Below are 19423 nucleotides of genomic sequence, written 5' to 3' on the forward strand. Positions count from 1 at the left end.
TATGTCTAAACAGTATGAAATACCTCGGCCTTGCCATTATTACTTTAGCGATCACTTTTTCAGGATGCAGTTCTGATACTAAGTCAACCACGGCTAAAGACAGCCTTACCGATACCATCACACACGCAACACCGAATGCCGCCGATAAAACAGCGACCACCAAAAAACACCCTGATGAGGTAGAGATACGGGCGCTGATCGTAACCACACTTAATTGGGCCAATTCTGAGCATGTAGTAGGCTTGCTGCCCGCTATTGTTAAAGACAGCATCTGTATCGGGTTCGACCTTAATAAAGTGAACCAAACCGCCGAAGCGTTAAAAAAGACGGGGTTATTTGCAGACGAGTTTACGGAGAACTATAAACACATCATGCAAACGCTGGATGAAAAGATCAGGAGCAACAAATTTGAGAAATGGAATGTGAGCGAGCTACCAACTTTTACTTTCGCTAACGATGTAAACCCATGGTGCTCTTGCCAGGATAATTACTCGTGGGAGAATGTAGACATAGCCGACCTTAAGATCAACGGAAACAAAGCCACCGCCAATTGGAATTGGGGGAAACTGCCCGATAATGTAGACCCAAGCTGGAAAAAATTCGCGATGCCGTTCCGTGCTGTTAAAGAAGGCGACCAATGGAAGATCGCCTACCTGAACGGATTCGATTATAAAGAGAGCGTGCAAATGCTGCCGCTATCCTCAAAATAACAGGCAACAAACTACTGCCTGTTTGCCTTCATCTGTTCCATTTTACGGCGAAAACTGGATAGCATTATATACGGTATCATTTTTAGCGTGTAAGGCACATCGGCCCTGAAAGCTTTGCTGAGCAGCTTGGCACTTTCCACAAAATTAAATCCGCGCAAAGCCTCGTGTTTGGCTAACTCGACAGCGCCTTCCATGTATAGTTTTTGAAATACAAAGATCTCGCGTTTACGCATTTGGAGCTTGTATTTTTTTAGCATCGTCTCCAGATCATGCACGTATAAATATTTTAACACCTCGGCACGTTGTCGTCCGTCATAAATATTTTTCGAGTCGATCTTCTTTTCCCAAAGTGGTGTGATCGTGAACGATACCTTACATTGTTTACTCAGGATAATGCCCAGGCACATGCACCAATCATCGCCAATGATCATGTCCTTGTTCCATCTGCCTACTATTGATGTGCGACGTAACACTAACGACGATGAGGGCGAAGGGCAGCAGGTAATATACAGCAAACGCGCCTCGGGATAGGTCAGATCTACCCAGCCATCTTCGGTCGGCTTAATGAAAGGACGGATGTTGGTATCCCGCGTAAGGTATTCGGTAGCTACCTTATCCCAAACCGAATTCTGTATCCAGTTGGCAAAACACAGATCTAAATCGTCGGTCTGCATTTTAGGCACACATGTGCTCAAAAATTCGGGCTGCCAAACATCGTCAGAATCCAGCGTGGTAATAAACTCGCCTTTGGCTACCTCCAGGCCACGGTTACGGGCGGCAGCTTGCCCGCCATGCTCAATAATATGGTACTCAACCTGAGGATATTTTTTTATCATCTCGGCGGTATTATCTACCGATCCGTCATCAACTACAATTATCTGTGTGTTGGTATAGGTTTGTGCCAGCGCGCTTTCAATAGCCGACGGCAATATCGCCTCGCGGTTATACGTGGGTATAATGATGGAAACTAAGGCGCTGTTATTCATATCGGCTAAGTAAATCCTTATATATCATACAAATAGATCATTCAGATGGTTTAAACTTTAACCCAGGCCACCAAACCTTTGGCAACCCGGTACACGGGCCGCGGAAATATCACTACATGTATTGCCAATAATATCCAGCCATAAGTAGTGCTCAGGCTGATGCTCCACAATAAAGTCAGCGGAAAAAATACCAGGTAAAAGTCGTGCATCAGGATGCTGAAAGGGCGATCTTTTTGTGTGATGATGATCACTGGATCTATTCCTTTTACCCGTTTTTTGATGATCATCAGCAACAAGTACAATACAATGGCGATGATAAACCAAACATTAATAATGGTGTGGACCAAGTACGAGAAACATAGCAACTCGATGAGGAATATACCTCGTTCGGCCAGCTTAAAATTAGCAGGTTCAATGCCCGTAGCGAAGGTGCTGAACTTAGCCACGATATCATTATCCCGATCATAAAACTGGTGCCAAAGGATGCCCCGCAAACCATAAAAGAAAGCCCAACCGGCGGCTACGGCCGTCCACTGCAGATCTAACCTGTCGCCTGCTATGAAAGTGAGGTTACTGATGATGAGCAGCGTGGGGAACAAATGCGCCCCGCTTGCGTCGCAAAAAACGCCCAATATGCCGCGCTCTTTAAATCTGAACGGCGGGACAGAATACAGCGTAAAGATGATCCACGACATGGCGTAGAACAGCATCGACAATTTATCGGGATATAGATAGTAGCCGCAGCAAAACCCAAGCCCGATGATGCCGATAAGCAACATGGCGATCTGCCCCCGGCTCAGCTTTTCCATCCGGTTAGATTTGCCTGCGGCTACGTCCTGCTCTATATCGCAAACATCATTGATCACGCTCACGAATATGGCACCCACCATAATGCTAAAAATGAGGAACAGCAGCCTGAAAGCCGTTACCTCCAACGGATAGCCGTTAAGGTATATAACCAAATAGCCAACGCCCAATAGCGGGATCAGCTTTGGTTCGTACCATTCGTTATGCCTTGTAAATTTCAGCGCCCTCATTGTTTGTCCAGTATGTGCACGATCTCGCTTGCAAAGTCCTTTTCGGGTTTTTCGGGCAGGCGTTCTTTGATCGATCGCGATGCTTCGATGCCTATGTGCTCCCATTCCTCACGGCGTTGCCAGGCCTGCTCCATGGCCTCATCCAACGATCGTTCGTTAACTTCAGCTACAAACCCGTTAACACCATGTGTGATCAGTTCGGCGCTGCCGCCAGATCTTGTTGTGATCACTACCCGGCCTATAGCCATGGCCTCGGTGATCACCAAAGGCAACCCCTCGCTGCGCGATGGCAGGACCAGCGCGTGATGCTCTGACCATACTTTTTCTATGTCCTCCGCATAACCTATAAAGTCCACGTTAGTTAAGCCCAGCAGGGCGGCCATTTCCTTGATCGCGTCGGTATCTGTACCACTGCCGATGATGGATACCGAGATATCACGTTCGCGCCATTTGGGTAAGGCCATTATCCGCAGCAAAATATCCTGGCCTTTATCTATAATGAACAGGCGACCTATACAAGCTAATTTGAAACCCTTATCCGTAGCAGGATAAGGCAGCGGGCCGGCAATATTGGTCTTTACAGGATTAAACACCACCTTACTATTAGGTAATCTTACGCCAAATTGCTCCTCGGTAAGCGTTTTGTTATGCTCCGATACAAAAAAACAATGCTCAGCACCTTGCAGCGCTTTTTTCATATAGATACGTGCAGCATGATCGGGCCAATAAAAATCCACGGCCTTTTGCATAATGATCATATAGGGGATCTTTAACTCCAAACACTGATAGGCCAGATGCAAACCGTCAAAGTTGATAGCCTGGGCTATGATGACCAGTGCTGGGTTAGTCTGTTCCAGATAATCGTGAAAATGCTCGGCAGATCGGTCGGCGTTGTAGCTGATCAATCCTGCACGGCTCATAAATTTGCCGGCCAGATCACCAACTTTATAGATCGCTTTTTTGATCAGTGGCTGATCGGGCAGCAATTGTTTCAGCTCAACACCCAACACCTGCAACCTCAAAAATTGCGGGTGTGCAAAGTTGATCCGGTTCTTATAAACGGTCACCTTGCCAACACCCATGTCCTTCAAGTGGGCTATACTTTTAGCCCATAGCTCTTCACTGCCACCCCAATCATCAAAAATGGTGGTTATAATAGCTATGTTTTTATGCGGTTTAGCCATGGTGTCTATTCATCAATATTTTTGAACAGCCGCGCGTATTCGCCACCGGCATTTAACAATTCTTCGTCGGTACCTTGTTCGATCACCCGTCCGCCGGATAGCACGTAAATATGATCGGCATACTTCACAGCCGAATGGCGGTGACTGATCACCACTGCCGCCCGGTCATCCAACGCTGCTCGGAATTTATCTAACAATTCTTTCTCGCTAACGGTGTCCATAGCGCTGGTGGCCTCGTCGAACACCAAAATATTGGCGCTGCTGTAAAAGGCCCGTGCAATACCTATCTTTTGCCATTGACCGATACTAACCTCCTGCCCCTTATCAAAAAGGCGGCCCATAATGGTCTCGTAACCTTCGGGCAGTTTATCAATAAAAACGTCGGCCCCTGCTTTTTGGGCGGCAAGCTTTAATTCTGTCAGATCACAAGGTTTATCCAGATCGCCAAAGCGGATATTGTCGGCCACGCTCACGTTATAATGTTGCAGGTCCTGAAAAACGATGCCGATCTGTTTACGGTAAGCCGATGCCTTGAACGAACGGATGTCTGTACCGCCATAAGCGATCGCGCCGCTGGTGGGGTCATATAAACGGCAGATCAGTTTAATGAGTGTGCTTTTACCTGCGCCGTTCAATCCTACCACGGCCACCATTTTACCGGGAGGGACATTGATAGAGATATCTTTCAACACCACCTTATCGGTATGCGGATAACTGAACGAGATATTTTTAAGTTCAAGTCCTTTTGCTCTCCCGGAGTTCTGCTCTACCGCCAGACCGTCGTCATCTGCCTTGTTCTGCAAACCGAACAGATCGAAAATGCTGTTCACAAAAAGGCTGTTCTGATAAACGATAGATATCCCTGCCGCCAAATTTTGCATAATGGTGAACGACTGCGGGAACACTACCAAAAAAATGGTGACATCGCCTACACTGGTCTTTCCATTCACGGCTTCCATGGCAATAAATCCTACGCAGGTAAAAAAACCCAGGCTGGCCATTGCCATGGTGATGACCTCGCGCTGCGTGCTTTTTAAGTTCAGTTTGAGGCGTTTAGATTGCAGTTCGAGTTTAATACGTAGGTATTGATCTTTAAAATATTGGCCCAGACTAAAAACCCGTATCTCTTTAGCGGCAACGTCGGATGTAATAAGATCACTCAAATATGCAGCTTGCCGCTCAGTCGCCGTGTGCGATACCCGCCATTGGTTAAGCTTGTTGGCAAAATGGATGCGCACCAGCAGCGTTGGCAGTACAAAAAGCGCAAGTATCGGCAGTAAATACCAGCTAATGGTCACCAGCACCAAACCAACGCCCAACAAACTCATAGCATTTTTAGCTATTTCTATTAAGGTAACGATCACCAGGTGCGGTTTATCAGATCCGGCGTCTTTAGCCCGTTTTAGAATGTCAAAATAGTCGGGGCTTTCAAAATATGGATAATCCAGTTGGGCGGCCGTGGCGTGTATCCTGTCATCCATATGCAGCGATACCTTGGATGCCTGCACTCCGGTAACATAAGCCGAAAATGATTTTACCACAAAATAAGCAATGCCACAAAGCGCCGCCAATACAACGTATCGAAGCACAACCTGCTGGTGTTCAGCCACATCAAAACCAGAGGCAGATACCGCGTTGATCAGCAATTTCAATACATAAACCGATGCAAAAAAAAGAGCGGTCTCGGCAAAAATGAGGATGATGGTGAGGATGGCCCAGCCGCGTGTTACCGACCAAACCAGCGTAAGTGTCCGTCTTAGGTTTAAATTACCACGAAATCTTTCGATTTTTTCTGTTAAAAAATTACTCATGAAAATTACCTAAAACGACACGATAGATGTCGGTCATAACTATTATGAAAGGCTTAAAACCAAAGCTATGCCTTTTTTTTAGGAAAACATTATTCCCTACGGTTATATTTTTTGCGGGGTAATTTGATGGTACAACATCACGGAATAACGAAAAGTTTGTCAAAATCACAAAGTGGATACACTAAGGTGAAGATCTGGATAAGGGATAAAACTCATTTGGAGCTTTGCTTCTAAAAGCAACTCACCAACTTTTGTCATCGTGATCACATTACATCTTTAGCAGCTACATTTTCAATAGTACCAAAGCCGGCCACTTCTACATCTGATATTCCTCTAAGTGGTAGTTTTATATTGTGCCTCATTATAATCTGCATAACTACTTATCATGTGAAAATTAACCGCCCGCCCCGACCGAACATTTTTAAAATAGATCCAACTCTGCGGTAAATTACAGCTATTTTTACTCGCAAACACTGTATAGAAAACAAGATCTTGAAAGCTCAAATACAAAAACTGGTCAATAGGTTACCTAAGCCCTGGACCCGCAGATTATACTGGACGGCGGTTTCGTTATTTGGTGCCGACCAGAGCCCTGTTTACAATATGTATCATCATATTGCCAATCTGAAAAAATTGGGCTTCAAGCCCGATCTGATCATTGACGGCGGCGCATATGTAGGTGACTGGACCAAGAGCGTCCGCAAGATATATCCCGACGCAACTTTTGTTATGGTAGAGGCCCAGCCGGCTAAGCGTGTTATCTTGCAGGCGGTAGCATCGGAATTCGATAATGTTAATTTTGAGATAGCGTTATTAGGCGACGCCGAAAAAGAAATGGACTTTTTTGAGATGGAGACCGGCTCGAGCATTTACGAGGAGAACACCAATTACGACCGCCAAAAGACCACCCTGATGATGCACACGCTCGATTCGGTGGCGGACAAATATCGAAAACCCGAAAGCTGCTTTATCAAACTTGACGTGCAGGGTGCCGAGATCGACATCTTAAAAGGCGCGCCGAACTTACTAACCAAAACCGACTTTATTTTATTAGAGATAAGCACCCTAAATTATAACGAGAACGCGCCGCAGTTTTTTGATGTGATCCTGTTCATGAAAAACATAGGCTTTGTTGTATTTGATATCGCTGACGAAAGACGGACACATGACGGGATATTGTTTCAGACCGATCTGATCTTTGTTAAAGAATCATCTCCGTTTAGAAGGGCTGTCGATTTTAAGCGTTAGGTTTGATCTTTAAGACGGGAATAGGATCAGTCCTCGATCGCCTCTATACCTTGCTCTTTAAGCTTGGCTAAAGCGTCTTTCATTGTTTTGATCTGTTCAGGCGCATGGCCTTTCCAGATCGTTACCTCGCCAACCACCTTAAAAGGATCTTTTGAGCGATAGGACATGGTTGGGTTACCCGGGAATTTCTTATCGGTCAGGTTCGGGTCATCCTCTAAAGGGCCGGTTGGTTCTACCAGATATATCCGTTCCCGACCCGCTCCTAAAGCTAATTCTGCCCCCCAAACGGCCGGATCTAAAGTCGCTGCCAGATAGATATACTTGGCTTTATTTTGCTGCCCGTAGTTGGACGAGAAGTCGATGCTGATAAGATCGCCGATGCTCAGGTCGGCCTTGGTGCCGTGGAAATATGTTTGGGTGAAGGGCGTATGCATTATGCTGGGTGTTTATAGATATTTCTACACAACGAAAAAAAGCCTTCAGACTTACGACTAAAGGCTTTTTAATTTCAAGTGGTCCCGACGAGAATCGAACTCATATCTAAAGTTTAGGAAACTTCTATTCTATCCGTTGAACTACGGGACCAGGTTTCTATAGGGAAAGCCGGAACACTATGCCGATAAGATCGGGAGCGAAATGAACTTTCTGCTAACAGTTTGCAAATGTGCTAAAATGGAACGAGATGTACAAAACATTTGTACATCTCGTCATTACCGTTTATCGGATCACCGAACCATTATGCATCCCCTCTCCCGGCGATACAAAGGTCAATTTGCCTTCAGCGTCCTCGGCCATCAGGATCATGCCTTGCGATAGAATACCTTTGATCTCGCGCGGCTCCAGGTTGACCAGGATACTAACTTGCTGACCGATGATGTTCTCCGGCTCAAAATGCTCGGCAATGCCCGATACTACGGTACGCTGATCGATGCCGGTATCAATGGTCAGCTTCATCAGCTTTTTGGTCTTGGCTACTTTCTCAGCGGTCAGGATAGTACCTACACGGATATCCATGGTAGCGAAGCTCTCGTAATTGATAGCTTCTTTAGCAGGAACTAATTCCGGTTCAGCCTGCTCAACAACGGTTGCTTGTTTTTTAGCTTGTAGTTTGGCCAATTGCTTTTCAACCGCTTCGTCCTCTACTTTTTCAAATAGTAAACTGGCCGCGTTCAGTTGATGACCATCGGCAAATACGGCTTCTTCGTCTAAACCAATATTATCTTTTGGCCAGTTCAGCATAGCCAGTATTTTTTTAGATGTAGTCGGCAAGAACGGCTGTAGCACAGTTGCGATATGAACAATCAGCACCAGAGAGTTATGCAGAGCCTCACGCGCTTGCGTCGATTCTGATTTAATGATTTTCCAAGGTTCTTGTTCTGTAAGATAACGATTCCCTAAACGAGCCATGTCCATCGCTCCTTGCAAACCTTGGCGAAATTTGTAGGAATCCAAGCTCCGCTCTATTTCATCGTAAAGATTTCCTATCTGGATATTTAATATTTCGTTATTCAATTTAGCGCCGCCAACAACCTTGCCATCAAAAAATTTGTGCATCAGGATCATTACCCGGTTCACAAAATTACCAAGTATGGCAACCAACTCGTTATTTACACGGGCCTGGTAATCCTTCCAGGTGAACTCGCTATCGCTGGTCTCGGGCAGGATAGATGTCAATACATAGCGCAACTCATCTTGCTTACCCGGGAATTCTTCCAGATACTCGTGCAGCCAAACGGCGTGATTGCGAGATGTAGATAGCTTCTCCCCTTCCAAGTTCAAAAACTCGTTAGCCGGAACATTCTGTGGCAAAATGTATTCGCCATGTGCATGCAGGATAGATGGGAAGATAATGCAATGGAAAACAATATTATCCTTGCCGATGAAGTGCAGCAGGCAGGCATCATCTGCCTCGTCTTCCTGTTTCTTCCAATATGCCTGCCAATCCTTACCGTTGTCCTCGGCCCATTGTTTGGTAGCCGAGATGTAGCCTATCGGCGCATCCATCCACACGTATAGCTTTTTGCCTTTAGCTTCCTCTAACGGGACATCGATACCCCAATCCAGATCGCGCGTCATCGCGCGTGGCTGCAAGCCCGACTTTAACCATGATGTGCACTGGCCGTAAACGTTCACCTTCCAGTCGTCAGCCTTAGTGGCAAGCCATTCTTCCAACCAGGGCTGATATTTATCCAGTGGTAAAAACCAGTGTTTGGTCGGTTTCAACACTGGCGTTTTACCGCTCAGGGTCGATACCGGATTGATCAGGTCTGTCGGGTTCAATGATGTACCGCAACGCTCGCACTGGTCGCCGTAGGCGCTGGGGTTGCTGCAATTAGGGCAGGTGCCAGTGATATAACGGTCGGCCAAAAACTGATCGAAATCGGCATCGTAATATTGCTCCGAATACTTCTCTATAAACTCGCCCTTCTCGTATAGGTTCAGAAAAAACTCCTGCGAAAGATCATGATGGATCGGCGACGAGGTACGGTGATAGATATCGAATCCGATACCAAAATCCTCGAAACTTTGTTTGATCTGCTCGTGATATTTATCGATAATGGCTTGCGGAGTAGTGCCTTCTTTTTTGGCTTTGATGGTGATAGCCGCGCCATGCTCGTCGGATCCGCAAATGTAAACCACGTCCTTTTTCTTCAGCTTTAAATAGCGTACAAAAATATCAGCGGGTATATATGCGCCCGCCAGATGGCCGATGTGCAATGGCCCGTTAGCGTAAGGCAGCGCCGAAGTAATAGTATATCTTTTATAATGATCGATCTGCGACATAGTTGGGCAAAGATACCTAATTAGTCGGCAAGTCCGAAAGACAGGAAGTCCGAAAGATATCGCGGGCAGCAAGCCGTAGCATAAGTCAGACTTTTCTATATTTGACTTCCGGACTTTCTGACTTCCGGACTAAGCACTATGATCCCATACCTAAAAAAAGGCGACAAGATAGCTATCACCTGCCCGGCAAAAAAATTACCCCGCCCAATGGACCCGGCTGTAAAGATCTTGCAAGACTGGGGACTGGAAGTGATAATCGGCGAAACACTTAACGCCAGCTATCATCAGTTTGCGGGCGACGATGACCTGCGTGCTAAGGATATGCAACGTTTTGTGGACGATGACAGCATTAAAGCCATCATTGCCGCGCGCGGCGGTTACGGCACTATCCGTATTATTGACGATGTCGACTTTAGCGCACTTGTTCATTATCCAAAATGGGTAGTAGGCTTTAGCGACATCACTATCCTGCATAGCCATATACATGCCAATTACGGCCTGCACACCATACACGGACAAATGCCGGTGAATGTACCTGATGCATCGTCCGCGTCGCTTACATCGCTCCGTAAGGCCCTGTTTGGCGATGATGTTAATTACGCGTTCTCGTCGCATACCAACAATCGCAGCGGCATAGCAACAGCACCAGTGATCGGTGGCAATTTAAGTTTACTGATAGCAGTGCTTGGTTCGGTATCGGATATGGATTATGATGGTAAGATCCTATTTCTGGAAGATGTGGGCGAGTACCTTTACTCGGTAGATCGTATGCTGCGCACCTTAAAACGCGCGGGCAAACTAAACAATTTGGCAGGCCTGATCGTTGGTGGATTTACCGAACTGAAAGACAATGACATACCATTTGGCTTCACCATTGCCGATATGGTAATGGAGGTTGTAAAGGATTTTGACTACCCGGTCTGTTTCGACTTTCCGGCAGGGCATATCCCCAACAACCACGCCATCATATTTGGCCGGGACATGTCGCTTAACGTTCGGGAAAGAGAAGTAACCGCATCATACATTTAAAAACAGCACTATGGCAATTTTTGACAATTTAGGCAACTACCGCAATTTTGGTTTGCTTATCATCCGCGTTGGCCTGGGCGCGATGTTCATTTTTCACGGACTACCTAAATTACAGGGCGGCCCCGAAATGTGGAACGGTATTGGCATGTCCATGCAAAACATCGGCATTAAATTCTTACCGACCGTTTGGGGGTTTTTAGCCGCCGCTACCGAAACTTTTGGCGGCGCTTTGCTGATCTTAGGACTGGCCTTCCGCCCGGCATGTATACTGCTTACGTTTAACATGATCATTGCCGCGCTTTTCCATTTTGGTAAAGGCGACGGTTGGATGGGTGCAGCGCATGCGGTAGAAAGCGCTATCGTATTTGCAGGGCTAATTTTTGTTGGCCCGGGTAAGTATAGTGTGGATAAAAAGTAAAGAAGTTGAATTGATACCAACAAGATCTACTTGAGGGAAGTAAATTATTACTTCATTTATTAAAATGAAAAGGGGGAATATAAAATTCCCCCTTTTTATTTCCTGTCAGATCTCGAAATGCGTCGTTAAATCATAGTATAACAAGACCAACAGTTCTTCTGCACAAGATCTAAGGATTAACGCAAGCTCTGGAAAGTCCAAGTCTCGGTGAACTTTGTTCTATCTGCAGTACCTTGTACTAACCAGTAGGTAACCTCCATTTTAACAGGAGTAGTTCCATTGAATGTCCATTTGTTAACACCAGTTGCATCTAATCTTGCAGAACGGCTGTTGTTACCTTGTCCAAAATGATTGGTAACAGCGATGACGTTATCGTTCGCGTCCATTTCAAATCTTGGCGCCCAACCACCATATGACGTTTGAGATGTTCCATTTAAAAATGGGTGATTATAACTATTGCCAAAATAACGGCCGTCATATTCTGACACAGCAGTAGCACCTACAGTACGCAGATCTTGAGTTATTGGATACTGGCCCAGGAACGCTGCGTTAGTATTATCATTAAATGTTCCGGTAACGGTATATATACCATCGTACTTGTTACGCGCTTGTACCTGATAGATCACAGTTCCGTAATTACCGCTGATACCACCCTGAGTAGTTGAGGTTATTTGTACAGGTAAAAGATACGTTTTGGTAACATCAAAATTATTGGTGTTCAACACTACGGGAACCGTCGCTGTACGGGTGCCTTTAAGTATCACTACAGATGTAGGCATAGTATAAAGGTTGGTAGGTAATAATGGCGACGCAGTTGTCGGCGTTACTGCCCCATTGTTTAGACCAATGCCAACAGTGATATCCTCGCTCGCCGGATCGGTACCCGTTAAACTAACCTGCAAATTCATTGCAATGGATGGCTGCCTTACGTAAGAGCGGCCATAAATACGGTAAGGGTCATTAACTGAATTAAGAGGAAGGTCGCCGACACCTGCCGTAGCCCATTGTATTACCATAGGCGACGCACCCGGGGCAAGGTTAACCTTGCCGTCCTTCAAACACGAGCTTAAACTAACTACAGCAAGTGATAATAAAAATAAACAAAACTTTTTCATATCTTTTTATTTAAAATAATGATCTATCAAAAACTACCTCGGCCTTGAATCCCAGAATACCAGCGAAGTAAATGTGTTAATAACCGGCACATTGGCAGAGTTGAAGTTGTATTCAGAGCTCGGATAAAGTACACGGCCAGCTAATCTATCAGCACGTGGCGATAAGTTAGAAACAGTTGCCGCACCCATATAAGTGAATGGGTTTCCGTTTGCTATGGATCTTGGATACTGGGTCCTTCTGTATTCGTTCCACGCCTCATCGCAATTAAGCATATTTAACGCGATATACTTTTGAGTAATGATAGCCTCTAAACGCTGATCGTCAGATGTTGCTAAATTATAGTTGACCAAATAGGAAGCAGCGTTAGCTGCTTTGTAAGTTGCAACTTCTGTAACAGGATTCCTTGTTGTTGAGATATTCATCAAATGATCCTTATCCAGGTAAGCAAAAGATGCTGTAACGCCTTGATCAAACAATGTTGACGATGTACCCGGGATCAAACCGATCATTGCAGCCTCAGCTTGTAAGAAAAAGCTTTCCGCTGCTAGCAATATAGGCTGACCTTGATCATAACCTTTCATTACGCCCAAACCAAATAATTGCGAAACAGGTGTATTTGCCGGTGCAGACGGAAGCGGACCAGTATACCACTGACCACCTGCAGGATTAATAGGAGTTCCGCTTGCATTACTGCCTAACTGGCTTTGTATAGTATAGGTACGGTAAATGATCCTCCCACGGCCGTCATCAGTCAATTTTTGACCGTTGTAAAAACCTGTAACGAATGACGCTGGTATGTATGATGTTTGCGAGTTTTGACCAGTGAAATTGTAAGCCCAGCTATTGAACAATGGGTTTTGCTTACCCGATTGCTGTATGTAGCCCGGATTTATCAGCACATCAGCAGCTGTAAAGTTGTTCTCTAAAGCAGCTTTCTCAGTTGCAAAGAAAGAAGCTAAAGAACTAACCTTTTGTATGCGAATTAACGCTCTTAATTTAATTGTATTGGCAAATTTTACCCAGTTGGTCATATTCAACCCAGTACCAGACAAGGAAGAACCCGGGCCACCGGTGCCTGTAACAGGGCTGTACTTAGTAATGTCGATACTTCCTAACGGGCCTGAGGCTGTATTTATAGTAGTTGCATCACTTTCCACTTTAAAAGAAGTGATCGCTGTATTAAGCTCAGTGATACAAGCCTTGTAAACATCTTCTGCTTTATCGTACGCAGGCAATAAATTTGCAGTACCTTTTAAAGCTTGAGAGTATGGCACATCTCCATAAGCGTCCACTAACCTTAAGTAAGCAAAAGCTTTCATGGTGCGTGCGATAGCATTAAGGTATCTGGAGTTACCTGTAGGTTGTGTCTGATTCAGTACATATTGATAATCTTGCAAGTTATCATACGTTCCACTCCAAAGGCCCGTCGCGTAGCCAGAGCTGTAGTTAAATGTAATAACATCACCAAACCCGCTTACACCACCACCGTTGGCCATAAAGCCTGCAGCAGTAGAACCATAAGTAGCGTTAAATGTATTGCTCATAGCAGCTGTACCTGCCAATGCCTGGGGCAATATAATATCCGGCGAAGCCGAGGTTAATTGATTGGGGTTTGTGTTTACATCCAGATACTTCTTACAAGAAGTAGTTGATGCAGCTACCAACCCTACAATAGCTAATGTTTTAAATATATTTTTCATGTCTGTTCCTATTAGAAAGTAAGAGATAAGGTTGCACCATAGTAACGTGTAGGAGGCGTATTAGCTACGGAGTTTACACCGATAGCGTTGCCTGAACCTGCGTTATATTCCGGATCAGTGTAGATCTGTGATTTTGGTAACCACAAGAATAAGTTACGGCCTTGTAACTGAAGGGTTGCACCTTTAACATATTTTTGGCGACCGATCAATGATTTTGGTACGTCCCATGATAATGAAGCCTCACGTAATTTCCATGATGCACCGTTGGTAACGTAGTTAGTTGTTACGCCGGTGTTCACCGCTTGTGTCCAGAAGTTGTAACCACCATCAGCAACGGTGATGTTGTTGTTGGCAACATAAGTGTTAGTGGTAGGATCCAGATAAGATGAGTTAGGCACTACGAAACGCTCACGGTTGTAGTAAGTGTTACGAATACCTGAACCAGAGAAATCGAACGAACCTGATACCGAGTTGTTAACAATGAACCCACCACGATACTCAGCCAAAGCCGCTAAACGTAAGCTTTTGTACTTCAACTCAAAGTTGGTACCTACACGTTGTCTTGGGTTGGTGTTACCAATAATACCAGCATTTGTAGTTGCTGTAGGGTAACCAGTTTGACGATTAACAATAATGCGGCCCTGATCATCCCTCACGTAATCTGTACCGGTAAGCTGCGGGTAAGATAAACCCGGACGTGCAACAATACCATTACCTAAATTCAACTGATCCAAACCTGCGGCTAATTCTTTAACTGTATTATCCAACCAGGTAAAGTTAGCACCTAAAGTTAACTGCCAGCCTGTAGCGGTCTTTATTGGCACTACCGCCAAAGCAGACTCAATACCTTGGTTATCCATACGGCCGGAGTTTAACTGATAACTTGAGAAACCTGTAGCGTTGGAGATATTTACAGATACAGTTTGCTTAGTAGTTTTAGATTTAAAGTAAGTAACACTGGCAGTGATTCGACCGTTAAAAAGGTCGGCATCGGTACCAACTTCAAAACCGTCAGTGATCTCTGGCTTAAGATCCGGAGAAGTTAAACCATTACCCTGATTATAACCCGGACCAGAAGGGAACGGATAACCGTTACCCGGGCTGAAGATCGGCACCAAACCGTAAGGGCCAATGTTGGCGTTACCTACACGTGATATACCACCACGTATCTTTAAGCTGGATAATACTTTGTTATTCTTTAAAAAGTCGATAGCTTCTGTCGGGATGAACGAAACGTCAGCCGCAGGATAGAAGAATGAACGGTTTTCCGGAGCTAATACAGACAACCAGTCGTTACGGCCGGTAAGGTGTAAGTTTAAATAACCTTTGTAACCAACGTTAATTGAAGTGTAAACCGCTTGCTGCCTTGCAGTCGACTGCGACTCAGAACCGGTTACGTTAGGTTGAGTACGGACACCAACATTGTAAAGACCGGCTTGTACCAAACCAACCGCGCCAACATTCTGGTCATTCGATTTGTCTTGACGCATGCTTGCACCTAAAGTAGCGTTTAAATTGAAATCCTGTATTTGCTTTTTAAAAGTAGCGTACAACTCGGTAGTTACGCGGCTATTGTAAGAAGCATCTTCGCTTACGCTACCAACTTCGTTGTTATTTTTAACAGCACCACCACCTAAAGATTTGGTATAAGCTGATGTCTCATATTTCCCTACAGTAGTTTGTGTTTGAGCGTTGGATGCTGTTAAACCTACACGGAAAGTTAAATTAAGGAACGATGCTGGATCGTATTTTAATTCAGTTGTTCCTACTAAATAATCGTTACGAGTATTTTGGCGTTGATTTGCAGCTGTAAAATATGGGTTAGCATAGTAAAAGTTATAGTAACCGTCAACAGTTGCGAAAGGGTTGTTGATGTAATCTTTGTAATCAGTAACAACCACGTGGCCCGGGGTTTGCATTAACTGATCGTAGATATTGGCCGTGGCGCTGCTGATGTCATAATTGTTCTTTACGTAGTTAGTAGTAAAGTTAACAGATACCTTGTTAGCCAATTGGCGGCCACCGTTAGCACGAATAGACAATCTGTTGTACTTATCACCAGGGGTAGTACCTGTGTTGGTGAAATACTGACCGGCTACGTAAGTGTTGCCTTTGTCATCACCAGAGCTTACCGAAAAGTCTGATTGTTTTTGAACACCGGTCTCCCAGAAATCATTTTTACTGTTATTGAACGAGTAAGGCACCATTTGTACACGACCGTCAACAAGAGGATCACCTAACTGAACCATTTGACCATTGTAAGCAGGACCGTATTGTTGATTTTCGTGAGTGATGTAAAGCTGCACATCAGCATCAGCACCCGAACCAAAACCAGTTTGTAATTGCGGGTAGTAGCTAACTTTCTCGCCGCTGATGGTTTGAGAAGCCTTAACTACCGCCTGGCCTTTTTTACCTTTTTTAGTGGTAATGATGATCGCACCATTAGAAGCATCAGATCCATAAAGGGCAGCACCTTGAGAGCCGTTCAATACCTGGATGTCCTCAACGTCTTCCGGGTTGATGTTACCAAGGATAGAACTTGGAACGATAACGTTGTCCATAACGATCAGGGCTTGGTTGTTACCGGTCAATGAACGGTTACCACGCAAAACGATACGTACAGTAGGGTTAACACCGCTACTTACCGCGTTCACCTGCAAACCGGCAACTTTACCAGAAAGGGCAGCGCCAACGTTAACCGCTTTACCTTGGGTTAACTCCTGAGGCTTGATCGCTGTAGTAGCGTAACCTTGAGAGCCTTTGGTAGCGGTCAAACCACCGGCGGTAACAACCACCTCGGCAAGATCCTTAGTGTTAGAACTTAACACCGCGTTCACCGCACCTCCACCGATGTTAACTACCTCGGGGTTAAAACCTACAAAAGAGAAGGTCAGTGATTTTGCAGTAGCAGGTACACTTAATGTGAACTTACCACTTGCATTGGTTTGCGTACCAATTGTAGTACCGGTCACCTTAACAGAAACGCCAGGTAACGGCAAACCGTCATCCTTTGCTGTAACTGTACCAGTAACTGTTCTTGATTGTGCATAGACCTGGCTGGCACATAGCAACAGGAAGCACAAACTTGCTAGTAAAAGTTTTTTCATTTCGTTAATAATAAGATCAGTTAATAGTTAATTAATCATAAAAGTAGTGTTAACTTTTTAGATAATGAAATCAATTGTTAAAAAAAGTTAAAAAATGACAGATTTTTTTAAACAAAATCAGAAAATAAAATATTTTTAGTACTATGTATTGCATAATACATTTTTAAACATATATCTTTGCCATATGATCGTAGAGAACACACAAACCCAAATGAGGAAAGGCATACTGGAGTATTGCATCCTTTCCATAATAGCAAGGGGCGAGATATATGCATCAGACATTATTGCTGAGCTAAAAAAAGCCCAACTGCTTGTAGTTGAGGGCACTTTATACCCGCTACTCACCCGTTTAAAGAACAACGGCCTGCTCAGTTACAACTGGGTCGAATCGGTTTCGGGGCCGCCCCGCAAATACTACGTTCTGTCTGACGAGGGCCGCAATGTGCTTGCCCAACTGGACATAACCTGGCAAGAACTGGCCTTCGCCGTACAATCGTCAATAGATCAACGCAACACCCCTAACGCTTAAAAGTTATCAACACCATCATGAATAAGACCATCATCATAAATATTAACGGCATCGTTTTCCATATCGAGGAGGATGCTTACGAAGTGCTAAAGAGTTACATGACAGACGTTAAGCGTCATTTTATGGACTCGGCCGACAGCCTCGAGATCACTACCGATATTGAGAACCGAATTGCCGAAATGTTTAACGAAATACTGGCCCGCGAAAGCAAGCAAGTGATCATTGAACAGGACGTGAAGGCTGTGATAGCCCAAATGGGTACGGTAGAGGACTTTGCATCGGCTGAAGAAGGTGCCGACACCAATGCTATTAAAGACCCTTTCGCTAACATTCCAGCCAGCCGCCGCCTGTTCCGCGACCCGGATGACCACCTGATTGCCGGCGTATGCTCGGGCATTGCCAACTATTTTGATATACAAGCCGTTTGGATACGCCTGGCTTTCTTTTTAGTGTTTTGGCTAATGGGCACAGGCCTGTTCTTGTATATCATATTATGGATAGTGATCCCTAAAGCCGTTACCCGCGCCGACCGCATGGCCATGAAAGGCGAGAAACTTGACCTGCAAGGATTTAAACGCAACTTTGAGGATGAGATGCGTAACGTAGGCGGTACCGTTAAAGGCATGCACCACGATAGCCGTCCCTTTGTTTATAAGACCCGTGATTTTGCAGGTGATTTTTTTGACCACTTAGGGGCATTTTTAAAGGTAGCGGGTAAAGTGATCGTTAAGCTGGTAGGCGCTGCCCTTATTTTAATGTCTATTGGATTTACAATAGCTTTAATTGTGATGATATTCTCCTACTTTGTTTACGGGACGGATGACCTGCACAATATGGTGCCATTTAACTTTGTTAATCGCGAGTACAGTGTGTCATTTATGTTCAGCGCATTTATATCACTTATAATACCACTGATCGCAATATTACTGTTAGGTGTGAATTTGTTGCTTAATCGGTCTGTACTTAACCGAACCGCAGGATATACTATGCTTGTTTGCTTTTTCGCATCGGTGTTAGGAGTAACCTATTATAGCGTGAAAGTGTTATCAGATCTGAAGGCAAGCAGTAAGTTCACTCAAACAGTTAATGTTACCACTACACCAAGCAATACTTACTACATTAAGCTGAACACCGTTCGCCATTTATCGGCCGAGGATAGTTCCGCGCTCAATATCAAGACGGGATTTGCGGGCAAGATCATTCTTGATGATGACAACAATGACAACTTTGATCGTCAGGACAGTGGACTCCGCAATGTTAGGTTAGAGATCGAACGTTCTGACGTTTTGCAACCAGTGTTGGTCGAATCATTTATGGCACGTGGTCGAGATTATGCCGACGCATTATCTAACGCCCGTGATATCACTTATCAATTTAGCCAAAAAGATGGCGTACTTACCTTTGACAGGTATATGAAACGCGCAGCTCCTGGTAAACCATATCGCGGCCAAGAGCTGAGGTTAACACTTAAAATACCCGTAAATGCTAAGGTTATCATTGATCCGGGAGTAGATCGTATACTTCAAAATGCCGACATCTGGCGCTGCAACGAGGACAACAAGGTTGACAACGACCGCCCGGCTACGTTCATTATGACCGCCGACGGCCTGCAATGTAAAGTTGATACACTGGTTATCTCTAAACCAAAACTAGACAGCGTGCAGATCGATACTATTGTTGTAAAAAAATAATTCCCTCTATTATATAGATGCCCTTGCCGCCGTACGATGGCAGGGGCATCATTTTTTGCCTGTCCCGGTTTTG

General features: G+C 44.9%; 15 protein-coding genes and 1 tRNA gene. 6 read left to right on the forward strand and 10 right to left on the reverse strand.

What is annotated here, in order from left to right:
* The first annotated feature begins 14 nt into the window (after positions 1-14).
* Positions 15-710, forward strand: a complete 696-nt coding sequence (locus IRJ16_RS19725) for a hypothetical protein (protein WP_194113362.1) — start codon at positions 15-17, stop codon at positions 708-710.
* 11 nt (positions 711-721) lie between these two features.
* Here the strand turns inward: IRJ16_RS19725 and IRJ16_RS19730 are convergent, their stop codons facing one another.
* Genes IRJ16_RS19730 through IRJ16_RS19745 form a run of 4 tightly spaced genes read right to left on the reverse strand, consistent with a single transcriptional unit; the run spans position 722 to position 5728 of the window.
* The gene (locus tag IRJ16_RS19730; protein ID WP_194113363.1) at positions 722-1696 is read right to left on the reverse strand and encodes a glycosyltransferase family 2 protein; all 975 of its coding nucleotides are present in this window, start codon (positions 1694-1696) and stop codon (positions 722-724) included.
* 50 nt (positions 1697-1746) lie between these two features.
* Positions 1747-2733, reverse strand: a complete 987-nt coding sequence (locus IRJ16_RS19735; protein WP_194113364.1) for a UbiA family prenyltransferase — start codon at positions 2731-2733, stop codon at positions 1747-1749.
* Positions 2730-3917: a glycosyltransferase gene (locus IRJ16_RS19740; protein WP_194113365.1), complete on the reverse strand. Its 1188-nt coding sequence runs from the start codon at positions 3915-3917 to the stop codon at positions 2730-2732. The genes IRJ16_RS19735 and IRJ16_RS19740 overlap by 4 nt, the downstream gene beginning before the upstream one ends.
* Positions 3918-3922: 5 nt before the next feature.
* The gene (locus IRJ16_RS19745; protein ID WP_194113366.1) at positions 3923-5728 is read right to left on the reverse strand and encodes an ABC transporter ATP-binding protein; all 1806 of its coding nucleotides are present in this window, start codon (positions 5726-5728) and stop codon (positions 3923-3925) included.
* Positions 5729-6220: 492 nt separating this feature from the next.
* Between IRJ16_RS19745 and IRJ16_RS19750 the strand changes: the two genes are divergently transcribed.
* On the forward strand, positions 6221-6976 hold the full coding sequence (locus tag IRJ16_RS19750) for an FkbM family methyltransferase (protein WP_194113367.1): 756 nt from the start codon (positions 6221-6223) through the stop codon (positions 6974-6976).
* A 26-nt stretch (positions 6977-7002) separates the two neighbouring features.
* On the opposite strand, the gene arr is transcribed toward IRJ16_RS19750, so the two are convergent.
* The 3 genes from arr to metG all read right to left on the reverse strand — a co-directional run bounded on the left by arr (position 7003) and on the right by metG (position 9760).
* Complete coding sequence (arr, locus tag IRJ16_RS19755; RefSeq protein ID WP_194113368.1) at positions 7003-7410, reverse strand: NAD(+)--rifampin ADP-ribosyltransferase; 408 nt, start codon at positions 7408-7410, stop codon at positions 7003-7005.
* Positions 7411-7489: 79 nt separating this feature from the next.
* Positions 7490-7561: transfer RNA gene (locus IRJ16_RS19760), tRNA-Arg, on the reverse strand.
* Positions 7562-7693: 132 nt separating this feature from the next.
* Positions 7694-9760 (reverse strand): methionine--tRNA ligase, encoded by a 2067-nt coding sequence (gene metG, locus IRJ16_RS19765; RefSeq protein WP_194113369.1) that lies wholly within the window; start codon positions 9758-9760, stop codon positions 7694-7696.
* A 138-nt stretch (positions 9761-9898) separates the two neighbouring features.
* Here metG and IRJ16_RS19770 point away from each other — a divergent pair, with 138 nt between their 5' ends.
* Entirely contained in the window at positions 9899-10789 is an 891-nt protein-coding gene (locus tag IRJ16_RS19770; RefSeq protein ID WP_194113370.1) for a S66 peptidase family protein, read from the forward strand.
* Between the two features lie 10 nt (positions 10790-10799).
* Entirely contained in the window at positions 10800-11207 is a 408-nt protein-coding gene (locus IRJ16_RS19775; RefSeq protein ID WP_194113371.1) for a DoxX family protein, read from the forward strand.
* A gap of 176 nt (positions 11208-11383) precedes the next feature.
* Here the strand turns inward: IRJ16_RS19775 and IRJ16_RS19780 are convergent, their stop codons facing one another.
* Genes IRJ16_RS19780 through IRJ16_RS19790 form a run of 3 tightly spaced genes read right to left on the reverse strand, consistent with a single transcriptional unit; the run spans position 11384 to position 17130 of the window.
* A complete protein-coding gene (locus tag IRJ16_RS19780) occupies positions 11384-12322 on the reverse strand; it encodes a DUF1735 domain-containing protein (protein WP_194113372.1) in 939 nt (312 codons plus the stop codon).
* A 33-nt stretch (positions 12323-12355) separates the two neighbouring features.
* On the reverse strand, positions 12356-14023 hold the full coding sequence (locus IRJ16_RS19785; RefSeq protein WP_194113373.1) for a SusD/RagB family nutrient-binding outer membrane lipoprotein: 1668 nt from the start codon (positions 14021-14023) through the stop codon (positions 12356-12358).
* Between the two features lie 11 nt (positions 14024-14034).
* Positions 14035-17130 (reverse strand): SusC/RagA family TonB-linked outer membrane protein, encoded by a 3096-nt coding sequence (locus tag IRJ16_RS19790; protein WP_194113374.1) that lies wholly within the window; start codon positions 17128-17130, stop codon positions 14035-14037.
* A gap of 184 nt (positions 17131-17314) precedes the next feature.
* Between IRJ16_RS19790 and IRJ16_RS19795 the strand changes: the two genes are divergently transcribed.
* Positions 17315-17659, forward strand: a complete 345-nt coding sequence (locus IRJ16_RS19795; protein WP_194113375.1) for a PadR family transcriptional regulator — start codon at positions 17315-17317, stop codon at positions 17657-17659.
* 17 nt (positions 17660-17676) lie between these two features.
* Positions 17677-19350 (forward strand): PspC domain-containing protein, encoded by a 1674-nt coding sequence (locus IRJ16_RS19800; RefSeq protein WP_194113376.1) that lies wholly within the window; start codon positions 17677-17679, stop codon positions 19348-19350.
* Positions 19351-19423: the final 73 nt, after the last annotated feature.

Origin of the sequence: Mucilaginibacter myungsuensis, from assembly GCF_015222005.1 — a bacterium.
GTDB lineage: Bacteria > Bacteroidota > Bacteroidia > Sphingobacteriales > Sphingobacteriaceae > Mucilaginibacter > Mucilaginibacter myungsuensis.

Bases quoted from the DNA above. Each gene is read 5' to 3' on its own strand.
- IRJ16_RS19725 (WP_194113362.1), top strand. From the start codon at position 15: ATGAAATACCTCGGCCTTGCCATTATTACTTTAGCGATCACTTTTTCA.
- IRJ16_RS19730 (WP_194113363.1), bottom strand. From the start codon at position 1,696: ATGAATAACAGCGCCTTAGTTTCCATCATTATACCCACGTATAACCGC.
- IRJ16_RS19735 (WP_194113364.1), bottom strand. From the start codon at position 2,733: ATGAGGGCGCTGAAATTTACAAGGCATAACGAATGGTACGAACCAAAG.
- IRJ16_RS19740 (WP_194113365.1), bottom strand. From the start codon at position 3,917: ATGGCTAAACCGCATAAAAACATAGCTATTATAACCACCATTTTTGAT.
- IRJ16_RS19745 (WP_194113366.1), bottom strand. From the start codon at position 5,728: ATGAGTAATTTTTTAACAGAAAAAATCGAAAGATTTCGTGGTAATTTA.
- arr (WP_194113368.1), bottom strand. From the start codon at position 7,410: ATGCATACGCCCTTCACCCAAACATATTTCCACGGCACCAAGGCCGAC.
- metG (WP_194113369.1), bottom strand. From the start codon at position 9,760: ATGTCGCAGATCGATCATTATAAAAGATATACTATTACTTCGGCGCTG.
- IRJ16_RS19770 (WP_194113370.1), top strand. From the start codon at position 9,899: ATGATCCCATACCTAAAAAAAGGCGACAAGATAGCTATCACCTGCCCG.
- IRJ16_RS19775 (WP_194113371.1), top strand. From the start codon at position 10,800: ATGGCAATTTTTGACAATTTAGGCAACTACCGCAATTTTGGTTTGCTT.
- IRJ16_RS19780 (WP_194113372.1), bottom strand. From the start codon at position 12,322: ATGAAAAAGTTTTGTTTATTTTTATTATCACTTGCTGTAGTTAGTTTA.
- IRJ16_RS19785 (WP_194113373.1), bottom strand. From the start codon at position 14,023: ATGAAAAATATATTTAAAACATTAGCTATTGTAGGGTTGGTAGCTGCA.
- IRJ16_RS19790 (WP_194113374.1), bottom strand. From the start codon at position 17,130: ATGAAAAAACTTTTACTAGCAAGTTTGTGCTTCCTGTTGCTATGTGCC.
- IRJ16_RS19795 (WP_194113375.1), top strand. From the start codon at position 17,315: ATGATCGTAGAGAACACACAAACCCAAATGAGGAAAGGCATACTGGAG.
- IRJ16_RS19800 (WP_194113376.1), top strand. From the start codon at position 17,677: ATGAATAAGACCATCATCATAAATATTAACGGCATCGTTTTCCATATC.